The 20,146-nt window shown below is 72.7% G+C and carries 16 protein-coding genes; 9 read left to right on the top strand and 7 right to left on the bottom strand.

Features of this window, described 5'->3' with window-relative positions; genetic code table 11:
• Window positions 1–73 precede the first annotated feature (73 nt).
• Window positions 74–1,081, top strand: a complete 1,008-nt coding sequence (locus OG509_RS17010) for a WD40 repeat domain-containing protein (RefSeq protein WP_406183393.1) — start codon at window positions 74–76, stop codon at window positions 1,079–1,081.
• Window positions 1,082–1,091: 10 nt separating this feature from the next.
• On the opposite strand, the gene OG509_RS17005 is transcribed toward OG509_RS17010, so the two are convergent.
• Window positions 1,092–2,354 (bottom strand): MFS transporter, encoded by a 1,263-nt coding sequence (locus OG509_RS17005; protein ID WP_406183392.1) that lies wholly within the window; start codon window positions 2,352–2,354, stop codon window positions 1,092–1,094.
• 137 nt (window positions 2,355–2,491) lie between these two features.
• Entirely contained in the window at window positions 2,492–2,929 is a 438-nt protein-coding gene (locus OG509_RS17000) for a MarR family winged helix-turn-helix transcriptional regulator (protein ID WP_030156888.1), read from the bottom strand.
• A gap of 118 nt (window positions 2,930–3,047) precedes the next feature.
• On the opposite strand from OG509_RS17000, the gene OG509_RS16995 reads away from it, so the two are divergent.
• Window positions 3,048–3,230, top strand: a complete 183-nt coding sequence (locus tag OG509_RS16995; protein WP_030156886.1) for a hypothetical protein — start codon at window positions 3,048–3,050, stop codon at window positions 3,228–3,230.
• Here OG509_RS16995 and OG509_RS16990 read toward each other — a convergent pair.
• Window positions 3,223–4,677: an NCS2 family permease gene (locus OG509_RS16990; RefSeq protein WP_406183391.1), complete on the bottom strand. Its 1,455-nt coding sequence runs from the start codon at window positions 4,675–4,677 to the stop codon at window positions 3,223–3,225. The genes OG509_RS16995 and OG509_RS16990 overlap by 8 nt on opposite strands.
• A 149-nt stretch (window positions 4,678–4,826) precedes the next feature.
• Between OG509_RS16990 and OG509_RS16985 the strand changes: the two genes are divergently transcribed.
• From OG509_RS16985 to OG509_RS16970, 4 genes are all read left to right on the top strand, one after another.
• On the top strand, window positions 4,827–5,111 hold the full coding sequence (locus OG509_RS16985; RefSeq protein ID WP_385588919.1) for a DUF2530 domain-containing protein: 285 nt from the start codon (window positions 4,827–4,829) through the stop codon (window positions 5,109–5,111).
• A 110-nt stretch (window positions 5,112–5,221) separates the two neighbouring features.
• Window positions 5,222–7,690, top strand: a complete 2,469-nt coding sequence (locus OG509_RS16980) for an HAD-IC family P-type ATPase (RefSeq protein WP_406183390.1) — start codon at window positions 5,222–5,224, stop codon at window positions 7,688–7,690.
• A gap of 68 nt (window positions 7,691–7,758) precedes the next feature.
• Complete coding sequence (locus tag OG509_RS16975; protein WP_406183389.1) at window positions 7,759–8,046, top strand: hypothetical protein; 288 nt, start codon at window positions 7,759–7,761, stop codon at window positions 8,044–8,046.
• A complete protein-coding gene (locus OG509_RS16970) occupies window positions 8,043–8,486 on the top strand; it encodes a PIN domain-containing protein (protein WP_406183388.1) in 444 nt (147 codons plus the stop codon). The genes OG509_RS16975 and OG509_RS16970 overlap by 4 nt, the downstream gene beginning before the upstream one ends.
• Here OG509_RS16970 and OG509_RS16965 read toward each other — a convergent pair.
• Both OG509_RS16965 and serC read right to left on the bottom strand, forming a co-directional pair.
• Window positions 8,483–11,686 carry a sacsin N-terminal ATP-binding-like domain-containing protein gene (locus tag OG509_RS16965; RefSeq protein ID WP_406183387.1) on the bottom strand — a complete coding sequence of 1,068 codons (3,204 nt, stop codon included), beginning with the start codon at window positions 11,684–11,686 and terminating at the stop codon, window positions 8,483–8,485. The two genes, OG509_RS16970 and OG509_RS16965, sit on opposite strands and share 4 nt — an antisense overlap.
• A gap of 133 nt (window positions 11,687–11,819) precedes the next feature.
• On the bottom strand, window positions 11,820–12,941 hold the full coding sequence (gene serC / locus OG509_RS16960) for a phosphoserine transaminase (protein ID WP_403729148.1): 1,122 nt from the start codon (window positions 12,939–12,941) through the stop codon (window positions 11,820–11,822).
• Between the two features lie 84 nt (window positions 12,942–13,025).
• Here serC and OG509_RS16955 point away from each other — a divergent pair, with 84 nt between their 5' ends.
• Together OG509_RS16955 and OG509_RS16950 are read left to right on the top strand one after the other, a co-directional pair.
• Entirely contained in the window at window positions 13,026–15,797 is a 2,772-nt protein-coding gene (locus OG509_RS16955; RefSeq protein ID WP_406183386.1) for an FAD-binding and (Fe-S)-binding domain-containing protein, read from the top strand.
• 47 nt (window positions 15,798–15,844) lie between these two features.
• A complete protein-coding gene (locus OG509_RS16950) occupies window positions 15,845–16,804 on the top strand; it encodes an EamA family transporter (RefSeq protein WP_406183385.1) in 960 nt (319 codons plus the stop codon).
• A 9-nt stretch (window positions 16,805–16,813) separates the two neighbouring features.
• On the opposite strand, the gene OG509_RS16945 is transcribed toward OG509_RS16950, so the two are convergent.
• Entirely contained in the window at window positions 16,814–17,809 is a 996-nt protein-coding gene (locus OG509_RS16945; RefSeq protein ID WP_406183384.1) for a helix-turn-helix transcriptional regulator, read from the bottom strand.
• Window positions 17,810–17,848: 39 nt separating this feature from the next.
• Here OG509_RS16945 and OG509_RS16940 point away from each other — a divergent pair, with 39 nt between their 5' ends.
• On the top strand, window positions 17,849–18,301 hold the full coding sequence (locus OG509_RS16940; protein WP_406183383.1) for a hypothetical protein: 453 nt from the start codon (window positions 17,849–17,851) through the stop codon (window positions 18,299–18,301).
• A 72-nt stretch (window positions 18,302–18,373) separates the two neighbouring features.
• Here the strand turns inward: OG509_RS16940 and OG509_RS16935 are convergent, their stop codons facing one another.
• Complete coding sequence (locus OG509_RS16935; protein WP_406183382.1) at window positions 18,374–19,987, bottom strand: alpha/beta fold hydrolase; 1,614 nt, start codon at window positions 19,985–19,987, stop codon at window positions 18,374–18,376.
• Window positions 19,988–20,146 lie beyond the last annotated feature (159 nt).

Here is a 20,146-nt window from a genome sequence, read left to right as displayed (position 1 = left end):
GTCATCATCGCGGATCACGCGCCGGGAGCCCCTGTGATGCCGGACACGCGGGGCGGGCTGGCACGCTTGGGGTATGCGCCTGCTGCCGTTGACCGCCGTCATTGCCCTTGTCGTGCTGCCGGGTTCGGCCGCCGCGGCCGCCGAGTCGGCGCCCGCCGGCGCCTCCGGGTTCACGATCACCGATCCGCGGATCAAGGAGTCGAGCGGGCTGGCGGCGAGCCGGATCCACCCGGGCGTGTACTGGACGCACAACGACAGCGACGACGGCCCGTACGTCTACGCGGTGGACTCGGCGACCGGCAGGACCGTGGCCCGGGTGACGCTGACGGGCATCGGCACCCCGCGCGACGTCGAGGCGATCTCGCTGGGCCCGGACGGGCAGCTGTACGTCGGCGACATCGGGGACAACCTGAACGGGACCTGGGACCACGTCTGGATCTACCGCTTCCCGGAGCCGAAGCAGCTGGCCGATGTCACGGTCAAGGCCGAGCAGTTCACGGTGAAGTACGCGGACGGGGCGCGCAACGCGGAGGCGCTGATGGTGCATCCGGTGACGGGCCGGGTGTACATCGCGAGCAAGAGCGAGGACAAGGGCGGGCTGTACGAGGGGCCGGAGAAGCTGTCGGCTTCGGGGACGAACGTCTTCCGGCGGGTCGCGGACCTGCCGTGGGTGACGGACGGGGCCTTCTCCCCGGACGGCGGCCGGCTGACGCTGCGCGGCTACTTCTTCGCGAAGACCTATCCCTGGAAGGACGGGAAGCCGGAGGGCGAGGGCGAGCGGGTGGACGCCCCGTGGCAGGGCCAGGCCGAGTCGGTGACGTACTCCGCGGACGGCTCGACGCTGCTGTTCGGATCGGAGGGGGAGTCGAGCCGGGTGGTCGCGGTCCCGGTGAAGCCCGCGTCCGGTGGTTCCGGTACCCCCGCCCCGGCGAAGCCGGGCGCGACCCCGGCCGCCGGGGCCCCCGGCCCTGCGGGTGAGCAGGGCGGGGGCGGCTTCACGAAGGGCGCGGCCGTCCTGGCCGTGGGCACGGTCCTGGTCCTCGGAGCCAAACGGCTCCTGCGCCGCAGGCCGCGCGACTGACGACAGGGCCTCAGGCCGCCGTCACCAGCTCGCGGGGGCGGGGCGACGGGACGAACGTGACCCCGTTGCGGCTCACGCTCAGGCGGAGGTTGCCGACCCGGGACAGGATCACCGCGATCGTCGCGGCGGCGGCCAGGGAGACGAGGCCGCCCGCGGCCATGCCGACCCGGGCCCCGTACGTGTCCGTCACCCAGCCGACGACCGGCGCACCGATCGGGGTGCCGCCCGTGAACACCATCATGTACAGCGCCATCACCCGTCCCCGCATCTCGGGATCGGTGGCCATCTGGACGCTCGCGTTCGCGGTGACGTTGACCGTCAGGCCGAACATCCCGATCGGCACCAGCAGCGCCGCGAACAGCCAGAACCCGGGCGCGAAGGCCGTCACGACCTCCAGTACGGAGAACAGGACCGCCGCCGCGACCAGCAGCCGCAGCCGCGAGTGCCCGCGCCGGGCCGCCAGCAGCGCACCCGCCAGGGAGCCCGCTGCGATCAGCGTGTTGAAGAGCCCGTACGTGCCCGCGTCCCCGTGGAACACGTCGCTGACGAACGCCGACAGCCAGATCGGGAAGTTGAACCCGAAGGTGCCGATGAAGCCCACCAGCACGATCGGCCAGATCAGCTCGGGGCGCCCGGCGACGTACCGCAGACCCTCCCGCAGCTGCCCCTTGGCGCGCGGCCGCGGCTCGACCGGGTGCAGTTCGCGGGTCCGCATCAGCAGCAGGCCGGCGACGGGCGCGGCGAAGGACAGCCCGTTCAGCAGGAAGGCCCAGCCGACGCCGACGGCGGTGATCAGCACACCGGCGATCGCCGGGCCGACCAGCCGCGCGGACTGGAAGTTCGCCGAGTTCAGGCTGACGGCGTTGGCGAGCTGCTCCTTGCCGACCATCTCGGAGACGAACGTCTGCCGTGCGGGGTTGTCCACGACGGTGACGAGGCCGAGCAGGAAGGCCGCGAGGTACACGTGCCAGACCTGGACGTGTCCGGCGAGGGTGAGCGCGGCCAGGGCGACACCGGTCAGGCCCATCAGGGTCTGCGTGGCGATCAGCAGCGGCCGCTTGGGCAGCCGGTCCGCGAGTACGCCTCCGTAGAGGCCGAACACCATCATCGGCAGGAACTGCAGCGCGATCGTGATGCCGACGGCTGAAGCCGAGCCGGTCAGGGACAGGACCAGCCAGTCCTGGGCGATGCGCTGCATCCAGGTGCCGGTGTTGGATACGGCCTGTCCCGTGGCGAAGAGCCGGTAGTTCCGGATCTTCAGAGAGCTGAACATCGAGTTGTTCTTGCCCGTGGAGCGTGTGGAGCATGTGGAGCGCGCGGCGCGCCCGGTGGTAGTGGTGGATGTATGGCCGGGTGCGGAATCTGCTCCGTTTCCCGTACTCAAAAGCGTTCGCCTCCTGGCGTCGTTCCTTACAAGTGCGCGAGCTTCTCCAGGACGGGCGCGGCCTCGCGCAGCTTGGCCCATTCGTCCTCGGTGAGCTCGGCCGCGAGCCCGGCCAGGAAGGCGTTGCGCTTGCGACGGCTCTCTTCGAGCATCGCTTCGGCCTCCTCGGTCTGGGTGACCACCTTCTGGCGGCGGTCGTCCGGGTGCGGCTGCAGCCTGACCAGACCCTTGGCCTCCAGCAGCGCCACGATGCGCGTCATCGACGGCGGCTGGACGTGCTCGCGCCGGGCCAGCTCACCGGGGGTGGCCTGGCCGCAGCGGGCGAGGGTGCCGAGGACCGACATCTCGGTCGGGCTCAGCGATTCGTCGACGCGCTGGTGCTTGAGGCGCCGGCCCAGCCGCATGACGGCGGAGCGGAGGTCGTTCACGGCGGCAGCGTCGTCGCCATGGGTAAGGTCGAGCATCTCTTTAGACTACCTCATTACTCTCTCTAAGGAACGCCACTGAAGCGTGTCACTCGTACGGGTGAGTCGGCGGCGGAAAGTGACACGCGTCCACGTCCTGTGCCACGACCCTTTCGGCATGGGGACACACGTGCTGAGCATGCGCATAGACGGGGAGCTGCTCGACCGCCTCCGGACTCATGCCGCGAAACGCGGAATGAGCGTCCAGGACTATGTCGTCCGGACGCTCATTCGCGATGACTTCGACGAGCGCTTCAAGGCGGCCGTCGACGAGACGGAGAAGTTCTACGGGCTTACGTGAGGCCGAGCGCCGGCATCGCGTAGTAGAAGACGAACACCGCAGACACGACGTACAGGGCCGCCGGGACCTCACGGCCCCGGCCGGTCGCCAGCCGCAGCACGCAGAAGGCGATGAAGCCGAAGCCGATGCCGTTGGTGATCGAGTACGTGAACGGCATCATCACCATGGCCAGGAAGGCCGGGACGGCGATGGTGAAGTCGCTCCAGTCGATGTCCCTGACCGAGCCCGCCAGGATCAGGAAGCCGACCGCCACGAGGGCGGGGGTGGCCGCCTGGGACGGGACCATGGTGGCGAGCGGGGTCAGGAACAGCGCCACGGTGAAGAGGCCGCCGGTCACGACGTTCGCCAGGCCCGTACGGGCGCCTTCGCCGACGCCGGCCGTGGACTCCACGAAGCAGGTGGTGGCCGAGGACGAGGTGGCGCCGCCGGAGGCGACGGCCAGGCCGTCGATGAGCAGCACCTTGTTGATGCCGGGGAAGTTGCCGTCCTTGTCGATCAGCTTGGCCTCGTCGCCGACGCCGAGGATCGTGCCCATCGCGTCGAAGAAGCAGGACAGCAGCACGGTGAAGACGAAGAGGATGCCGGTCAGCATCCCGACCTTGCCGAAGCCGCCGAACAGGCTGACCTGGCCGACGAGCCCGAAGTCGGGCGCGGCCACCGGGTTGCCCGGCCACTCGGGGACGGTCAGGCCCCAGCCCGAGTCGGGCAGCCCGGCGATCAGCTGGACGGCGACGGCGACGACGGTCATGACCACGATGGAGATCAGGATCGCGCCGGGCGTCTTGCGGATCAGCAGGGCGAGGGTCAGCAGGACGCCGACGATGAAGATCAGGACGGGCCAGCCGTGCAGGTGGCCGCCGGTGCCGAGGGTGAGCGGCACGGTGGTGTGCGCGGCGTCCGGGATGCGGGTGACGAAGCCCGAGTCGACCAGGCCGATCAGCATGATGAACAGGCCGATGCCGATCGCGATGCCCTTGCGCAGGCCGATCGGGACGGCGTTCATGACCCGCTCGCGCAGGCCGGTCGCGACCAGCAGCATCACGACGAACCCGGCCAGGACCACCATGCCCATGGCGTCGGGCCAGCTCATGCGCGGGGCGAGCTGGAGGGCGACGACGGTGTTCACGCCGAGGCCGGCGGCGAGCGCGATCGGGACGTTGCCGATGACGCCCATGAGGAGCGTGGTGAAGGCCGCCGTCAGGACGGTGGCGGTCACGAGCTGGCCGCTGTCGAGCTGGTGCCCGTACATGTCCTTCGCGCTGCCCAGGATGATCGGGTTCAGCACGATGATGTAGGCCATCGCGAAGAAGGTGGCGAAACCGCCTCGGACCTCGCGGGCGATCGTGGAGCCGCGCTCGGAGATCTTGAAGTGGCGGTCCAGGGCGGACCCGCCGCGGGGGGCGGGGTCCGGGAGGGTGGGCGCGGGGGCGGGGGCCGACGTGCTCATGCGGTCCTCTGGGTCTTCATCGCGGGGGCATTGGGTGATTCATACGAAGAAAATGGGCCATGCCCACACCGTTTCAGTATGAACACATGAACGAAAGCCCGTCCATCTCCGCGCGTAGACCCCGTTTCGGCGCACCTAGACTTGGGGGCATGGCGAAATGGATTGCGAAGCACGAGGCGCCCGCGCCCCTTGAGGGCCCGATCGTCGCGACCGTCACCGGCGGCACGATCCTGTGGTTCGTCATGTTCCTGGTCCAGCTCCCGTTCTACGGCTGGTTCGCCGACCGGGACCTGCTGTGGTGGGTCTGGTGCTGCGCGGCCGGCGGGTTCCTCGGCCTGATCGGCCTCTGGTACGTCCGGGGCCGCGACGCCGCGCTCAAGCGGCACGCCGCCGCACTGGCCGCGCAGGACGAGGAGAGCGGCACCTCCGACTGAGGGGGCCCGGGGTGACCAGAGGGACCAGGGGACGATTCGGGTCATCCCGAAGTCGGATCTTCGGACTTCTCGGCGGGTGAAGCGCTAGAACCCCCTTTACCGTCGAAAGCATGACGCAGCGGGCAGACATCGAACCGGGCGGTTCCGAGCCGGGAGCCGGCGGGCCCGGCGGCGCGGCCATCGACGCGGGAGCCGAGCTGGATCCGGTACACCCGGTCCGGCCGCCCGCACCCCGGTTCAAGCCCGCCGGCCTGACCACCGCCGAAGTCGCCGAGCGCGTCGCCCGCGGAGCCGTCAACGACGTGCCCGTGCGCAGCAGCCGCTCCACCGCAGACATCGTCCGCGCCAACGTCTTCACCCGGTTCAACGCCATCATCGGCGTGCTCTGGGTGGTCATGCTCATCGTCGCGCCGTTCCAGGACAGCCTGTTCGGCTACGTGATCATCGCGAACACCGGCATCGGCATCATCCAGGAGATGCGGGCCAAGAAGACCCTGGACGGCCTCGCCGTCATCGGCGAGGCCAAACCCAGCGTCCGCCGCGACGGCCGGACCGCCGAGATCTCGACCTCCGAGATCGTCCTCGACGACGTCATCGAGCTCGGTCCCGGCGACAAGGTCGTCGTCGACGGCTCGGTCGGCGAGGCCGAGGGCCTGGAGATCGACGAGTCCCTGCTCACCGGCGAGGCCGACCCCGTCCTGAAGAAGCCCGGCGACCCCGTCATGTCCGGGTCCTTCGTCGTCGCCGGCGGGGGCGCGTTCACCGCCACCAAGGTCGGCCGCGAGGCCTACGCCGCCCAGTTGGCCGAAGAGGCCACCCGCTTCACGCTCGTCCACTCCGAACTGCGCTCCGGCATCTCCACCATCCTCAAGTACGTCACCTGGATGATGATCCCGACCTCGATCGGCCTGATCATCAGCCAGCTCGTCGTCAAGGACAACAACCTCAAGGACGCCATCGCCCGCACGGTCGGCGGCATCGTCCCGATGATCCCCGAGGGCCTCGTCCTGCTGACCTCCGTCGCCTTCGCGATCGGCGTCATCCGGCTCGGCCGCCAGCAGTGCCTCGTGCAGGAGCTGCCGGCCATCGAGGGCCTCGCCCGCGTCGACGTGGTCTGCCTCGACAAGACCGGCACCCTCACCGAGGGCGGCATGGACGTCACCGAGCTCCGACCGCTCGGCGGCGCGGAGCCCGCGTACGTCAAGAGGGTGCTCGGCGCGCTAGGCGAGTCCGACCCCCGCCCCAACGCCAGCCTCCAGGCGATCATCGACGCCTACCCGGACAGCGCCGAGTGGCGCTGCACCGAGTCCCTGCCGTTCTCCTCCGCCCGCAAGTACAGCGGCGCCAGCTTCAGCGAGGGCGACGGCGAGAACAACACCTGGCTGCTCGGCGCCCCCGACGTGCTCCTCCCGGCCGGCGACCCGGCCCTCGACGAGATCAACGGCCTCAACGAGCAGGGCCTGCGCGTCCTGCTGCTCGCCCGGGCCGCGCGCGAGCTCGACGACCCGGCCGTAGGCGACGGGGTCAAGCCGACCGCCCTGATCGTCCTGGAACAGCGGCTGCGCCCCGACGCGGCCGACACCCTGCGCTACTTCGAGGACCAGAAGGTCCACGCGAAGGTCATCTCCGGAGACAACGCGGTCTCGGTGGGCGCGGTGGCCGGCAAGCTGGGCCTGCCGGGCGCCGAGAACACGGTCGACGCACGCAGGCTGCCCGCCGAGCGGGCCGAGATGGCCAAGGTCCTCGACGAGAACGCCGTCTTCGGGCGGGTCACCCCGCAGCAGAAGCGCGACATGGTCGGCGCGCTGCAGTCCAACGGCCACACGGTCGCGATGACGGGCGACGGCGTCAACGACGTCCTGGCCCTCAAGGACGCCGACATCGGCGTGAGCATGGGCTCGGGCTCGGAGGCCACCCGCGCGGTCGCCCAGATCGTCCTCCTGAACAACAGCTTCGCCACCCTCCCCTCGGTGGTCGCCGAGGGCCGCCGGGTCATCGGCAACATCACCCGCGTCGCCACCCTCTTCCTCACGAAGACCGTCTACTCGGTGCTGCTGGCGATCCTGGTGGTCTGCTTCCAGGTCGAGTACCCCTTCCTGCCCCGGCACCTGACTCTGCTGTCCACCCTCACCATCGGCATCCCGGCCTTCTTCCTGGCCCTGGCGCCGAACAAGGAGCGCGCGAAGCCGCACTTCGTGAAACGGGTGATGCGGTACGCGATCCCGGGCGGCGTGATCGCGGCGGCGGCCACCTTCGTGACGTACATGATCGCCCGCCACCACTACACGGGCCCGGAGGCCCTCCAGGCCGAGACGAGCGCGGCGACGCTGACGCTGTTCCTGACCTCGATGTGGGTCCTGGTGATCATCGCCCGCCCGTACACGTGGTGGCGGGTGGCCCTGGTCGGCGCGATGGGCGGCGCCTTCCTGATCGTCCTGGTCGTCCCCTGGCTCCAGGACTTCTTCCAGCTGAAGCTCGTGGGCACGGAACTCCCCTGGACCGCGGTCGCCATCGCGGTCGCCGCCTCGGCCCTGATCGAGTTCACCTTCCGCTGGGTCAACCACAGGTTCCCGGCGTAGCGCGCGGGGCGCGGCTTCACGCTTGCGAGGGATGGGCGGGCGCTCCCCATGCTGACCATACTGTTTATATGGCTACAAAGAAGATCACGATTACCGTGCCCGAGGAGCTCCTGGAGTCCATCCGGACCCGGGTCGACTCGCGCGGGGTGTCGGCCTACATCGCGGAAGCCGCAGCGCACGCGGATGCGATGGACAAGCTCGGCGAACTGTCGGCCGCATTGGAAGAGGAGTACGGGCCTCTGACCGCAGAAGAGCTGCGCGCCGCAGACGCGTGGCTCGACGAGATGGACGCCAAGCACGAGGCGCTGAGATCCGGAGGCGAGGAGGCCCGCGGTCAGGGGAAGGCAGCAGCATGACGCCACGCCCCCGACCCGAGGTGCTTCATGAGCGCAGGTTGTTCGTCCTTGACTCCGAGGCTCTGTCCAAGGCTGTTGGCGGGGACCGGGTCATGCTTGCCCGCATCAACAAGGCCTGGCAGTCCAAGTCCCCTGTCGTCACGTCGGCACTGACGACCTTGGAGGCCTGGGACCCACGACAGGCCAGGATGGCGCGGCTCTGGGAGCGGGCGATGTCCCGTATCGCGGTCGTCCACACCGACGAGACGATCATCGCGGAGGCCCGCTCCCTCCTGAAGGGAGCGGGCCTGCACGGCCACAAGTACGCCATCGATGCGGTGCTGGCCGCCGTCGCCCTGGCCCAAGCCAGGAGGGGCGGCCAGGTGACTGTCCTCACCTCGGACGTGGACGACCTGGAGCGGCTCCTGGCGGGGCATCCCGTCGTCGTTGCACCCGTCTAGTCGAACCAGCGGTCGCGGGCCAGTTCCGGGGTGCGGGAGGGGTCTTCCAGGAGGGCGGCCACCTCGAAGCGGCGGGGCCACTGGGCCGCCGACCAGGCGAGACCCGCGGCCACGCCCTCCAGGGTGGCGGCGTGCAGGGTGCCGTCCGGGGTGCGGCGCCAGTCGAGTTCCACGCCGCCCGCGATCAGCTCCTCGTGCTCCAGGTAGGTCGCCGGGGTCGAGGGGCCCAGGAGGATCCGTACCGACTCCGGGACCTCGTGCTCCTCGCCCGGCGTCGTGACCTCCGCCGGGACCGTCTCCGAGAGGCGGCGGACCTGGAGCAGCTCCGCCAGGTCGGCCGCGCGGGCCGGGGCCACCGGGAGCAGGGGGAGCCCCTCGGTCAGGGGCAGGAGGTCCGGGGCGTCCGCGATCACGGCGTCCGTCGCGTCGACCACGACGGCCTCGCCGTCCACCACCGCGCGCAGCTCGTCCGGGAGCGTGACCTGCTCGGGGTCCAGCTCGGCCAGGGCCCCGTACAGGGCGTGCAGCTGGCGGTCCGACACCTCGCGGTCCGGGTCGGCGAGCCGGCCCAGGAGCTCGGCGGCGCCGCCGGGTTCGTCCAGCAGGGCCGGCACGGTCGTGCGTACGCCGAGCGCCCGCAGGACCTGCTCGTCCTCGAAGCCTGTCGCGTCCGCCGGGGTGTAGAGGCCCGCCAGCAGCGGGTCGCCGCCCGCCGCGCGCAGGCCGGCCGGGCGGCGGCCGTCGAGCACGGGGTGGTCGCGCAGCCACCAGGCGGTGTACGGGCGCACCGACTGCGTGGTGCCGTCCGGCAGCAGCACCCGTACGGGCTGGGTCAGCGCGTCGCGCAGCGGCGGCTGCGCGAGCATGGCCAGGGCCTGGGGCCAGCAGTCGTCGTCGACCAGGTCGAGGTCGCGGACCGCCACGAGTTCCGTGGCCACGGGCGGCAGCGGGGTGTCCGGGAGCTGGTCCAGTACGTCCTCGCACCACACGTCCACCGCGTCCAGCAGCCCCGCGTCGTCCGGCTCGGCGAAGTCCCCGTCGCGCGGCTCCAGTTCGTCCGGGTCGAGGACCACGTCCGTGGCGCGGACCAGCTGGAAGGTGGCCAGCACCCCGCAGGCGGTCAGCGGCTGCGCGCCCCACTTCCCCGCCAGCTCGCCGTCCACGTACGGGACTTCGTCCTCACGGATCACCGAGGCCAGCGGCGAGCCCGGCAGCAGCAGCTCGCCCGCGGGCGTGAGCTCGCCGTCCTCGTCCGGCAGGGCCAGCGCGCCCAGCCACGGTTCGTCGCCCGGCGCCAGGTCGGCGTCGCGGACCAGGCCCAGGACCACCTCCGCCAGCTCGTCGGCGTCGAGGGCGTCCTCGTCCCAGATCTCCCCGGCGTCGAGGGAGGCGGCCACCGCGGCCCGCACCTGCGGGGTCGTCAGAACGGCGCGCGGCGTGGCCGGGAGCGCACCGAGGCGCTCCAGCAGCGGGTGCGCGGCGTCCGGGTGGGCCACCTTCAGCCCCATCCGGGCCAGGTCCTTCGGGGTGTCCGCGTCGGGCAGCAGTACGTGCCGGGGGCCGATCGTGGTCCGCCCGTCGGCCAGCGGCACCGGCAGGCCCGAGAGCCGGTCCGGATCCACCCCCGCCAGGGTGTCGTACAGCCGGTGCCACCACTCGGGGGTGCGCTCGATGCCCGCGATCCGCTCGATGGCGTCGCCCAGCGGCAGCCGGCCCACGCCCAGCGTGCGCAGCTCGGGCCGGCGCTCCAGCCCGGCGGGCAGCAGGGTCGGCAGCACCTCGGCGAGGACCCGTACGGTGTCGGCGCCCGCGCCCTCCACCACCTCGGCCTCGAAGGGGCGCAGGGCGGAGCGCTCCTCGGCGTGCTCGGCGGGGGCCGCCGGGGCGAGGAACGCCGTACGCGGCAGCCGCTGCAGCACGGCCGCGCGCAGCGCCCCGTCCAGCGGGCCCTTGCCGAGCGGCCCGGGTACGAGGGCCACCAGCTCGGTGCCCACCGGGTCCCAGACGCCCAGCAGTTCGGCGTACGCGTCGGCCGCGCGCTCCACCAGGAAGTCGGTCAGCGGCCCCGGCGCGGGGTGCCGGCGCGCGGTGTCCAGCGGCAGCGTCGCGATGAGCAGGGCCGGAATGCCCAGCGGCTCGTCGGTCGGGGTCGGCGCGTGCACCACGCTCGCGGTGGCCGGCCGTACGGGAGCGCCCTCGGTGTCCACGGGAACGGCCCAGGACACCGTCCAGACCGGCCGCAGCCGCTCCTCCACCGGTCGGTCGGCGAGCAGCGCCCGCTCGATGGGGCCGCTGTGGCGGACGGTGCGCCAGCGGCGGGTCTCGCCCTTGGCGCCCGCCACTCCGGCGCCTCCCGCCGCGTCCTCGATGACGGTGTACGGGCCCTCGTCGCGGCGGCGGAGCGTACGGGTGCCCTCCTGCGGGGTCTCCACGACGATCTCGGCGAGCCCCGGCAGGGTCAGCAGCAACGCGTCGTCGATGCCGGCCAGCAGCCGCTGCACCAGGTCCCCGGCGGCGGCGTCGCGCAGCGGGAGGACGACCACGGTGTCGTAGCCCTCGGGGGCGGTGCCCTCGGCGGGCAGCGGCAGCCGCAGCAGCGGGACGTGCCCGTCGCGGCGGCGCAGTTCGTCGCCGAGGCCGGGGCTGCCGTTGGCGGCGTCGCGGGCCAGCTCGCGGGCCTCGGCCAGGGACCAGCGGACCCCGCCGTGGCGGCCGAGTACGGCGGGCTCGTCGGACACCGCGAGGACGGCCGCGAAGCCGACGCCGAAGCGGCCCACGGTGTCGGCGGAGCCGCTCGCGCCGGTCGAAGCCGCGGGCTCCCGCTTCGCGGAGGCCCGCAGGGTGCTCAGCGACTCCACGCCCGTCGCGTCCAGCGGGGCACCGGTGTTGGCGACGGCCAGCACGCCGTGCCCGCCCTCGCCGGAGTGCAGGGTGAGCCGCAGCCGGCCGGGCACCTGGGCCCGGGCCGCGGCGTCGGCGGCGTTCTGCGCCAGTTCGACGACGAGCCGGTCGCGGTAGCCGCCGAGGGCCAGGTCCTCCTCGGCGTTGGCGTCCTCGCGGAAGCGGGCCGGGCCCGCGCCCCAGGAGTCGAGCACCCCGCGCCGCAGCCGGGCCGTGCCGAAGGGGTCCGCGCCGCCCTGGGCCGCCGTCACTCGCACGCTCACGCCGCTGCCTCCATGCTGTCCTGCACCGCACCGCATTCGCCGAGTGCCGAATGCCGAGGCCCTGAAGGTATCGCGTGCGGGTCCCGGCGGTCGGGGCGGCCGGGCCCACGGCGGAGCCCCTGGCGACGCGGGGTCGCCAGGGGCTCGTACGCTGCCGGTCAGGGCGTGATCAGAGCTGCTCGATCACGTAGTCGATGCACGCGGTCAGCGCCTGCACGTCCGCCGGGTCGATCGCCGGGAACATCGCGATACGGAGCTGGTTGCGGCCGAGCTTGCGGTACGGCTCGGTGTCCACGATGCCGTTGGCGCGCAGCACCTTGGCGACGGCGGCCGCGTCGATGTCGTCCGAGAAGTCGATCGTGCCGATGACGGCGGAGCGCTTGTCGGCGTCCACGACGAACGGGTTGGCGTACTTCGACGCCTCCGCCCAGCCGTACAGGTGGCGCGCGCTGGCCGCCGTACGGCCGGTCGTGAACTCCAGGCCGCCCTGGCTGTTCATCCACTCCAGCTGCTGGTTCAGCAGGAAGAGGGTGGACAGGGCAGGGGTGTTGTACGTCTGGTTCTTCAGCGAGTTGTCGATCGCCGTCGGCAGCGAGAAGAACTCCGGGATGTGCCGGCTGCCGGAGGCGTGCACGCGCGCCGCCCGCTCCAGGGCCGCCGGGGAGAACGCCGCCAGCCACAGGCCGCCGTCGGAGGCGAAGGACTTCTGCGGGGCGAAGTAGTAGACGTCGCTCTCGGTGATGTCCACCGGCAGACCGCCGGCGCCCGAGGTCGCATCCACCAGTACGAGTGAACCGGCGTCGGCGCCCGCGACGCGCTTGACCGGCGCCGCCACACCCGTCGAGGTCTCGTTGTGCGTGTACGCGTACACGTCGACGCCCGCTTCGGCCACCGGCTCGGGGTGCGTGCCCGGCTCGGAGGAGATCACGGTCGGCTCGTCCAGCCACGGCGCGAGCTTCGCTGCCTTGGCGAACTTGGAGGAGAACTCGCCGAACGTGAGGTGCTGGGACTTCTGCTCGATGAGCCCGGCGGTCGCGATGTCCCAGAAGGCGGTGGAGCCGCCGTTGCCCAGGATCACCTCGTAGCCCTCGGGGAGGGAGAAGAGGTCCCGGATGCCGTCCCGCACCGAGCCGACCAGGTTCTTGACCGGGGCCTGGCGGTGGGAGGTTCCGAGCAGGGAGGTACCGGTGGCGGCGAGGGCGTCCAGCGCCTCGGTCCGCACCTTGGAGGGGCCCGCGCCGAAGCGTCCGTCGGCGGGCTTGATGTCAGCGGGAATCTGGATCTCGGCCACGAGCGGAGCGTATCCGGTCCCGGTCCACGCCTTGGAGGCGCGTCCACCCGATGAGACGAGTCCGGCCGGTGGCAGGGTGGGGCCGTGACGTCACCCGGGGAACTCGAACGGTCATTGCGGGAGAACCTGCGCGGGGAGGTGGACTTCGGGGCCGCGGCCCGCGCCCTCGTGACGATGGACGCCTCGAACTACCGGCGGGTGCCGGTGGGGGTGGCCCGGCCGCGCGACGCCGAGGACGTGGCGGCCGCGCTGCGGATCTGCGCGGAGGCCGGCGTACCGGTCGTCCCGCGCGGCGGCGGGACCTCGATCGCCGGACAGGCCACGGGCATCGGCGTGGTGCTGGACCTGACCCGGCACATGAACGCCCTGGTGTCGCTGGACCCGGCCGCCAAGACCGCCGTGGTCCAGCCGGGGCTGGTGCTCGACCGGCTGCGCGAGGCGGCCCGCCCGTACGGGCTGACCTTCGGCCCGGACCCCTCCACGCACTCCCGCTGCACGCTGGGCGGGATGATCGGCAACAACGCGTGTGGGGCCCACTCGGTGGCCTGGGGGACCACCGCGGACAACGTGGCGGAGCTCGCGGTCACGGCGTACGGGGGCGCGGCGTACCGGCTCGGGACGGGCTGGGCGGGAGCCCCGGCGGGTCTGCGGGAGCTGGTGTCGGGGAACCTGGCGGTGCTCCGTACGGGGATGGCGGGAGGTTTCTCGCGGCGGATCTCCGGATACGGCGGGCTGGACGCGCTGCTGCCCGAGCGGGGCGTGGAGGTGGCCCGGGCCTTCTGCGGGAGCGAGGGCACGCTCGGGGTGGTGACCGAGGCCGTCGTACGCCTGGTGGAGGCGCCGCGCGCCCCGGCGCTCGCGGTCCTCGGGTACGCCGACGAGAGCGCGGCGGCGGACGCGGCGGCCGGGCTGCTGGGGTTCGGGCCGCTGACGGTGGAGGGCATGGCGGCCGACCTGGTGGGCTCGGCTCGCGGGCTCCCCCGGGGCGGGGGGTGGCTGTTCGTCGAGATGCGGGACGAGGGGGCGGCGCGCTCGCTCGTACGGGCCGCCGACGCGGTGGACTCGGTCGTGATCACGGACCCGGCGGGGCAGCGGGCGCTGTGGCGGATCCGCGAGGACGCGGCCGGCACGGCGACGCGGATGCCGGACGGTTCGATGGCGTGGCCGGGCTGGGAGGACTGCGCGGTGCCGCCGGCACGGCTGGGGGCGTACCTGCGGGAGTTCCGGGCGCTGCTGGCCGAGCACGGACTGCGGGGGACTCCGTACGGGCACTTCGGCGAGGGCTGCGTCCACGTACGGATCGACTTCGACCTGGCGTCGGGGGCGGGGGTGGCCCGCTTCCGGGCGTTCTCCTCGGACCTGGCGGACCTGGTGGTCTCCCACGGCGGCTCGCTCTCCGGGGAGCACGGGGACGGGCAGGCGCGGGCGGAGTTCCTGCCGAGGATGTACGGGGCGGAGGTCATCCGGCTCTTCGGCGCGTACAAGGACGTGTGGGACCCGGCGGGCGGGATGAACCCCGGGATGCTGGTCCGCCCGGACCGGTCGGACGAGAACCTCCGCTTCGCGGTGCTGCCGGCGACGCCCTTCGCGGGGGAGGTGGCCCGCTGCGTGGGCGTGGCGAAATGCCGGTCGACCGCGGCGGCCGGTCCGCAGGTGATGTGCCCCTCGTACCGGGTCACGGGGGAGGAGCGGCACTCCACGCGCGGCCGGGCGAGGCTGCTGCACGAAATGCTGGCCGGGGAGATCGTGACGGACGGCTGGCGCTCGCGGGAGGTCGCGGAGGCGCTCGACCTCTGCCTGGCCTGCAAGGGCTGTCGCAGCGACTGCCCGGTGGGCGTGGACATGGCTTCGTACAAGGCGGAGTTCCTCCACCGCCACTGGGCGGGCCGGATCCGCCCCCTGGCCCACTACACCCTGGGCGGACTGCCTGCGTGGCTCCGCCTGATCGCGGCGCTGCGGCTGCCTCCCGTTGTGAACGCGGCCGCCCGCCGCTTCCCGGTCCCGGGCCTGACGAGGGAACGCCCGCTGCCTCCGCTGGCAGGCGAACCTTTCACCCGCTGGTGGCGCCGAACGGGTCGCCATGGTGCGGCGCCGTTGTCGGGGGCTCTGCCCCCGAGCCCCCGCGCCTCAAACGCCGGCGGGGCTGGATGCGCCCGCGTCACGCTCTGGCCGGACACCTTCACCGAGCACCTCGCTCCCGAGGTGGGACGAGCGGCCGTCGCGGTCCTGCGGGACGCAGGCCTCACCGTGTCCCTCCCCCCGAAGGGGGTCTGCTGCGGGCTGACCTACATCTCCACCGGCCGCCTCGACCGAGCCCGTACCGTCCTGCGCCGCACCCTCGACGCCGTGGGAGACGTACGAGGATCCGTAACGGTCCTCGAACCCAGCTGCGCCGCCGCCCTCCGTACCGACCTGCCCGCCCTCCTCCCCGACGACCCCCGCGCGGAGCGCCTCGCGGCAGCCGTCCGCACCTTCGCCGAGACCCTGGAGGAGTGCGCCCCGCAGTGGCAGCCGCCCCGCCTGGACCGACCCGCCGTCGGCCAGACGCACTGCCACCAGCACGCCGTCCTGGGCGACGCCGCCGACCGCCGGCTCCGCGAGCGGGCCGGCCTCGGCGGCGAGCTCAGCGGCGGCTGCTGCGGCCTCGCCGGGAACTTCGGCTTCGAGCCGGGCCACGAGGAGGTGTCCGAGGCCTGCGCCGAGGAACAGCTGCTCCCCGCCCTGCGCGCGGCCCCGCCCGGGGCCGCGATCCTGGCGGACGGGTTCTCGTGCCGTACGCAGATCGCCCAGCTCGCCGGGGTTCCCGACGGGAGCCGGGCCCGCCACCTCGCCGAGCTCCTCGCGGAGGGCCTGTAAGCCAACACACGCCGCCGTGGCCCTTACGCACCCCTTAGTCTGGATGAATGCCCGCAACCTCGCCCAAGTCCGACCACGCCCCGGCGCCCGCCGACCTCACGACGGCCCCGGCACTCCCGACGACCGCCGGTACGTCCCGTCTGGGCTCGTCCCGTTTCGGCCCCGTCGCACTGGTCATCGCCGCGGGCGTCTCGGTGCAGTTCGGCGCCGCCCTCGCCGTCATGATCATGCCGGGAGCGGGCGCCGCGGGCGTGGTCACGCTGCGGCTCGCGGCCGCCGCGCTGGTGCTGCTGCTCGTGTGCCGCCCGAAGGTCCGCGGGTACTCGCGCGCCGACTGGGGCACGGTCGTCGCCTTCGGCATCGCCATGGCCGGCATGAACGGGCTCTTCTACCAGTCCATCGACCGGATCCCGCTCGGCCCGGCCGTCACCCTCGAAGTGCTCGGCCCCCTCGTCCTGTCGGTCGTCGTCTCGCGCCGCCTGGTCAGCCTGCTGTGGGCCGCCCTGGCCCTCGGCGGTGTCGTCCTGCTCGCCGGCCACGGCGGCGGCAGCGGCTTCGGCGGCCTCGACCTCCTCGGCGCGGCCTTCGCGCTCGGAGCGGGCGCGATGTGGGCGGCGTACATCGTGTTCAGCGCGCGCACGGGCCGCCGCTTCCCGCAGGCGGACGGGCTGGCCCTGGCCATGGCGGTGGCGGCGGTGCTCTCGCTCCCGCTGGGCGTGATCGAGGCCGGCTCCGCGCTCCTGGTGCCGAGCACGATGGCGCTCGGCCTCGGCGTCGCCGTCCTGTCCTCCGTCCTCCCGTACACCCTGGAACTCCTGGCGCTGCGCCGCCTGCCCGCCCCGACGTTCGCGATCCTGATGAGCCTGGAACCGGCGATCGCGGCCACGGCCGGGTTCCTGGTCCTGAACCAGGCGATGTCGCCGATCGACGCACTGGCGATAGCGCTGGTCATCGCGGCGAGCATGGGCGCGGTCCGCTCCCAGACCCGAAAGGCCGCCGCCGTCTAGGGACACTCCCTAGGGGTGGAGGTCCCCGGCTCCGTACCGGGCCGACATCGCCTCCAGCGTGTTCCGGATGCGGGTCCGCAGGGGTGGTGGGGAGAGGACCTCCGCTTCCGCGCCCAGGGCCAGGAACTGTTCCTCCGCCTGGGCGTGCGACTCGATCGGCAGTACCGCCCGGGTCCACCCCGCCAGGTCCGGATCCGGTGCGCCCCCGGCGGCCAGGGCCCGCGCCTGGACCCCCGTCAGCCGCGCCGCGCCCCGCGGGGAGAGACGTACCAGCGCCTCCTCCGGACGGAGCCGCGCATGGAACTCCTCCTGCGTCCTGCGCCAGTGCTCCGCCAGCTCGAAGCCCTCCGGCAGCCGGCACTCCCGCGCCGTCTCCCGTACCGACAGGATCTGGTCCACCCGGTACGTCCGCGGCTCCGCCGCGCCCTCGGGCCGCTGCGCCCCCGCCACCAGGTACCAGCGCCCCGCCTTCAGCACCAGCCCGTACGGCTCCAGCCGGCGGTCCACCTCCCGCGGCTCCTGCCACCGCCGGTAGCGGACCTCGATCACCCGCCCCCGCCACACCGCGTCCGCGACCTGCGCCAGGTACGGGGTCTCCTCGTGCTCCGCGTACCACCCCGGCGCGTCCAGGTGGAACCGCAGCCTCATCCGGTCCGCCTGCTCCCGCAACTCCGCCGGCAGCGCCGCCCGCAGCTTCAGCTGCGCCGCCGACAGGGCGCGCCCGAGCCCGAGTTCCGCCGCGGGCCCCGGCATTCCGGTCAGGAACAGCGCCTCCGCCTCGCCCGTGCTCAGCCCGGTCAGCCGGGTCCGGTAGCCGGCCAGCAGCTGGTAGCCGCCGCTGTGCCCGGCGTCCCCGTACAGCGGGACGCCCGCCGCGGCCAGCGCCTCCGCGTCGCGGTAGACCGTGCGTACGGACACCTCCAGTTCCTCCGCGAGCTCGGCGGCGGTCATCCGTCCCCGGGTCTGGAGCAGCAGCAGGATCGACAGCAAGCGGCTCGACTTCACTGACACAGGATGTCAGTGAAGCGGTCCTACGGTCCTCGCATGAACGACTTCGACTTTCTCCTCGGCACCTGGGACGTCACCAACCGATGGCGCACCGACTTCCTCGACCCGGACGGCGAGTGGGAGGAGTTCCCGGCCGTGTCCCGGGCTTCCCGCCATTTCGACGGCGCCGCGAGCTTCGACGAGATCGAGTTCCCGACCAAGGGTTTCGCCGGTCTGACCCTGCGCCTGTACGACCCGGCGAGCGAGCAGTGGTCGCTGTACTGGGCGAGCCGCCGCACCGGAACCCTCTTCCCGCCGGTCACGGGCCGTTTCGCGGACGGCGCCGGCGTCTTCGAGGGCGAGGACACGCATGCCGGCAAGACGGTCCGCGTCCGGTTCGTGTGGTCGGGGACCGCCTCCGGCTCCCCCAGCTGGGAGCAGTTCTTCTCGCTCGACGAGGGCGCGACCTGGCTCCTCAACTGGACGATGGACTTCGCCCGTCACGCGTGACCTCGCACGCCCGCCCCGCCGGCCACGGGGGTGCTCGGCGGGGCGGGCGTGGGGCTGGCGCGCGCCCGGCGCTCAGCCCAGCGGCAGGTCCAGGTAGGACGGCGTGGCCTCCGGGGAGGTGAAGGCCAGCGTCGAGCGCGGCAGGTTGGCGTCCCCGTAGAAGGGGTCGCGGGCGTCGATCACCAGCATCAGCCGGTGCCCGCGCGGGACGTCGTACGCCGTCGCCTGGAGCTCGATGTCCGCGCTGACCAGACTGTCCGGCGGCGAGTCGAGGTCCGCGTACGGGGCGTGCGTGACGATGTGCGCCGTACCGTCGGGCGCCACCGCGAGCAGGTACGCGACGAACGACGAGTCGGGGTTCGCGGCCCGGTACGTGACGCGCAGCCGCGGCGTGCCGCGCAGCCGGGCGGTCTCCGCCTCCGGGTCCGCCGTCCAGACCGCGGCGACGGTGCGGTCGATGTCGCCGGTCCGGTACGCCTTCGGGCGGCCCGCGATCTCGTCGTACCCGGAGCGCACGATCTCGTCGGCGACGGTCGCCGGGGTGTCCACCCCGCACAGCACGCCCGCGCTCCAGCCGGCCTCGGGCCGCTCGGTGAGCTCCCCGCCGCTCACCAGGTGCAGCCGGCGCACCTGTTCGGTGACGGAGTCCCAGGTGGGGCGGGGTTCCAGGGTCTGTCCCCACATGACCTCGCTGAGCACCTGGCCCTCGTCGGCGATGCCGTTGTCGATCCCCCTCAGATGGTGGTCGAACCAGCGGTGGGCGTTGGTCCAGATCCGGTTGGGCAGCCCGATCATGCCCGTCATCTCGGGCCCGGAGTGGTCGCCGATGGAGAGGTCGAGGCGCTTGGGGCCGGTGAGCTCGTTGAACAGCCTCAGCGTCTGGTTGCCCGGGAAGAGCGTCTCGTGCCAGGCGTGCGAGAAGTAGACGGGAACCTGGCGCCGGTTGAGCTCCTTGATGTGGGTGAACGGCGAGCGTTGCTCGGCCCAGCGCAGGGTGCCCTGGATGTCGCGGTTGGCGAGGACGTTCTCGAACACGCTCTGGGTCTGCGGGCTCAGCCGGGCCTTCGAGGCCGCCTTGAGCAGCGCCTCGACGGCGGCCACGTGCCGGGTCCGGTTCTCGTAGAAGGCCTCGCCGAGGTCGCCCCAGGTGCTGAGCGCGACCACCGCGTCCACGCGCGTGTCGTGCGCGGCGACGAGCTGGCCGATGCCGGAGCCGTACGAGTCCCCCAGGAAGCCGATCTTCGTGACCGGGCCCGCGGTGCGCTCGATGAGGTGGTCCAGGGCCCGGCTGCCGTCGGCGACGTCGAGCGGGCCGGCCACGTCGACCTGCCCCTCGGAGCCGGCGAAACCGCGGGCGCTGTACGCGAGGACGTTGTAGCCGCGGGCCGCGAAGACGCTGGCCTGGACGGCGTACGGGAGCCAGCCGTGGTTCGTCCACGGCGAGGGCATCACGATCACCGGCCGCGGCTGGACCCCGTTGTGCCGCCACAGCGCGGCGTCGAGCAGGTCCCCGTCGGAGCCGGCGACCTTGATCCGGCCGAAGACGGCGACGGAGCGGGTGTCGGCGACCTCCGCGGCGCGGGCGGGGGCGAGGCCGGTGACGTCGCCGGTCTCCAGGGCGGCGACGAATGCGGTGAGGGCGGTCGCGTCGAGTTCGGGATAGAGCGAGAAAGCGGCTGAGATCACGTCGGTTCATCCTCTTCGTCGAGTGACGTTCGGCGAGTGACTTCTTCGAGTGCCTGCTTCGCGAGTGCCTTCGGCGCGGGGGGACTTCGCGGGGGACGAAGCGTTCAGTATCGAGGCGACATCGGCCGGGTTCCGCCGCTTTCCGGCATACGGCCTGAA

This window comes from Streptomyces sp. NBC_01006 (assembly GCF_045162725.1).
Classification (GTDB): domain Bacteria; phylum Actinomycetota; class Actinomycetes; order Streptomycetales; family Streptomycetaceae; genus Streptomyces.
The sequence above is the reverse complement of the archived record's forward strand: the minus strand, read 5'-3'. Positions and strand labels throughout refer to the sequence as shown.

Excerpts from the sequence above, each read along its gene's own strand:
- OG509_RS17010 (WP_406183393.1), top strand. The coding sequence starts at position 74 with ATGCGCCTGCTGCCGTTGACCGCCGTCATTGCCCTTGTCGTGCTGCCG.
- OG509_RS16980 (WP_406183390.1), top strand. The coding sequence starts at position 5,222 with ATGACGCAGCGGGCAGACATCGAACCGGGCGGTTCCGAGCCGGGAGCC.
- OG509_RS17005 (WP_406183392.1), bottom strand. The coding sequence starts at position 2,354 with ATGTTCAGCTCTCTGAAGATCCGGAACTACCGGCTCTTCGCCACGGGA.
- OG509_RS16970 (WP_406183388.1), top strand. The coding sequence starts at position 8,043 with ATGACGCCACGCCCCCGACCCGAGGTGCTTCATGAGCGCAGGTTGTTC.
- OG509_RS16990 (WP_406183391.1), bottom strand. The coding sequence starts at position 4,677 with ATGAGCACGTCGGCCCCCGCCCCCGCGCCCACCCTCCCGGACCCCGCC.
- OG509_RS16965 (WP_406183387.1), bottom strand. The coding sequence starts at position 11,686 with ATGCGGTGCGGTGCAGGACAGCATGGAGGCAGCGGCGTGAGCGTGCGA.
- OG509_RS16995 (WP_030156886.1), top strand. The coding sequence starts at position 3,048 with ATGGGGACACACGTGCTGAGCATGCGCATAGACGGGGAGCTGCTCGAC.
- OG509_RS17000 (WP_030156888.1), bottom strand. The coding sequence starts at position 2,929 with ATGCTCGACCTTACCCATGGCGACGACGCTGCCGCCGTGAACGACCTC.
- OG509_RS16985 (WP_385588919.1), top strand. The coding sequence starts at position 4,827 with ATGGCGAAATGGATTGCGAAGCACGAGGCGCCCGCGCCCCTTGAGGGC.
- OG509_RS16940 (WP_406183383.1), top strand. The coding sequence starts at position 17,849 with ATGAACGACTTCGACTTTCTCCTCGGCACCTGGGACGTCACCAACCGA.
- OG509_RS16975 (WP_406183389.1), top strand. The coding sequence starts at position 7,759 with ATGGCTACAAAGAAGATCACGATTACCGTGCCCGAGGAGCTCCTGGAG.
- OG509_RS16950 (WP_406183385.1), top strand. The coding sequence starts at position 15,845 with ATGCCCGCAACCTCGCCCAAGTCCGACCACGCCCCGGCGCCCGCCGAC.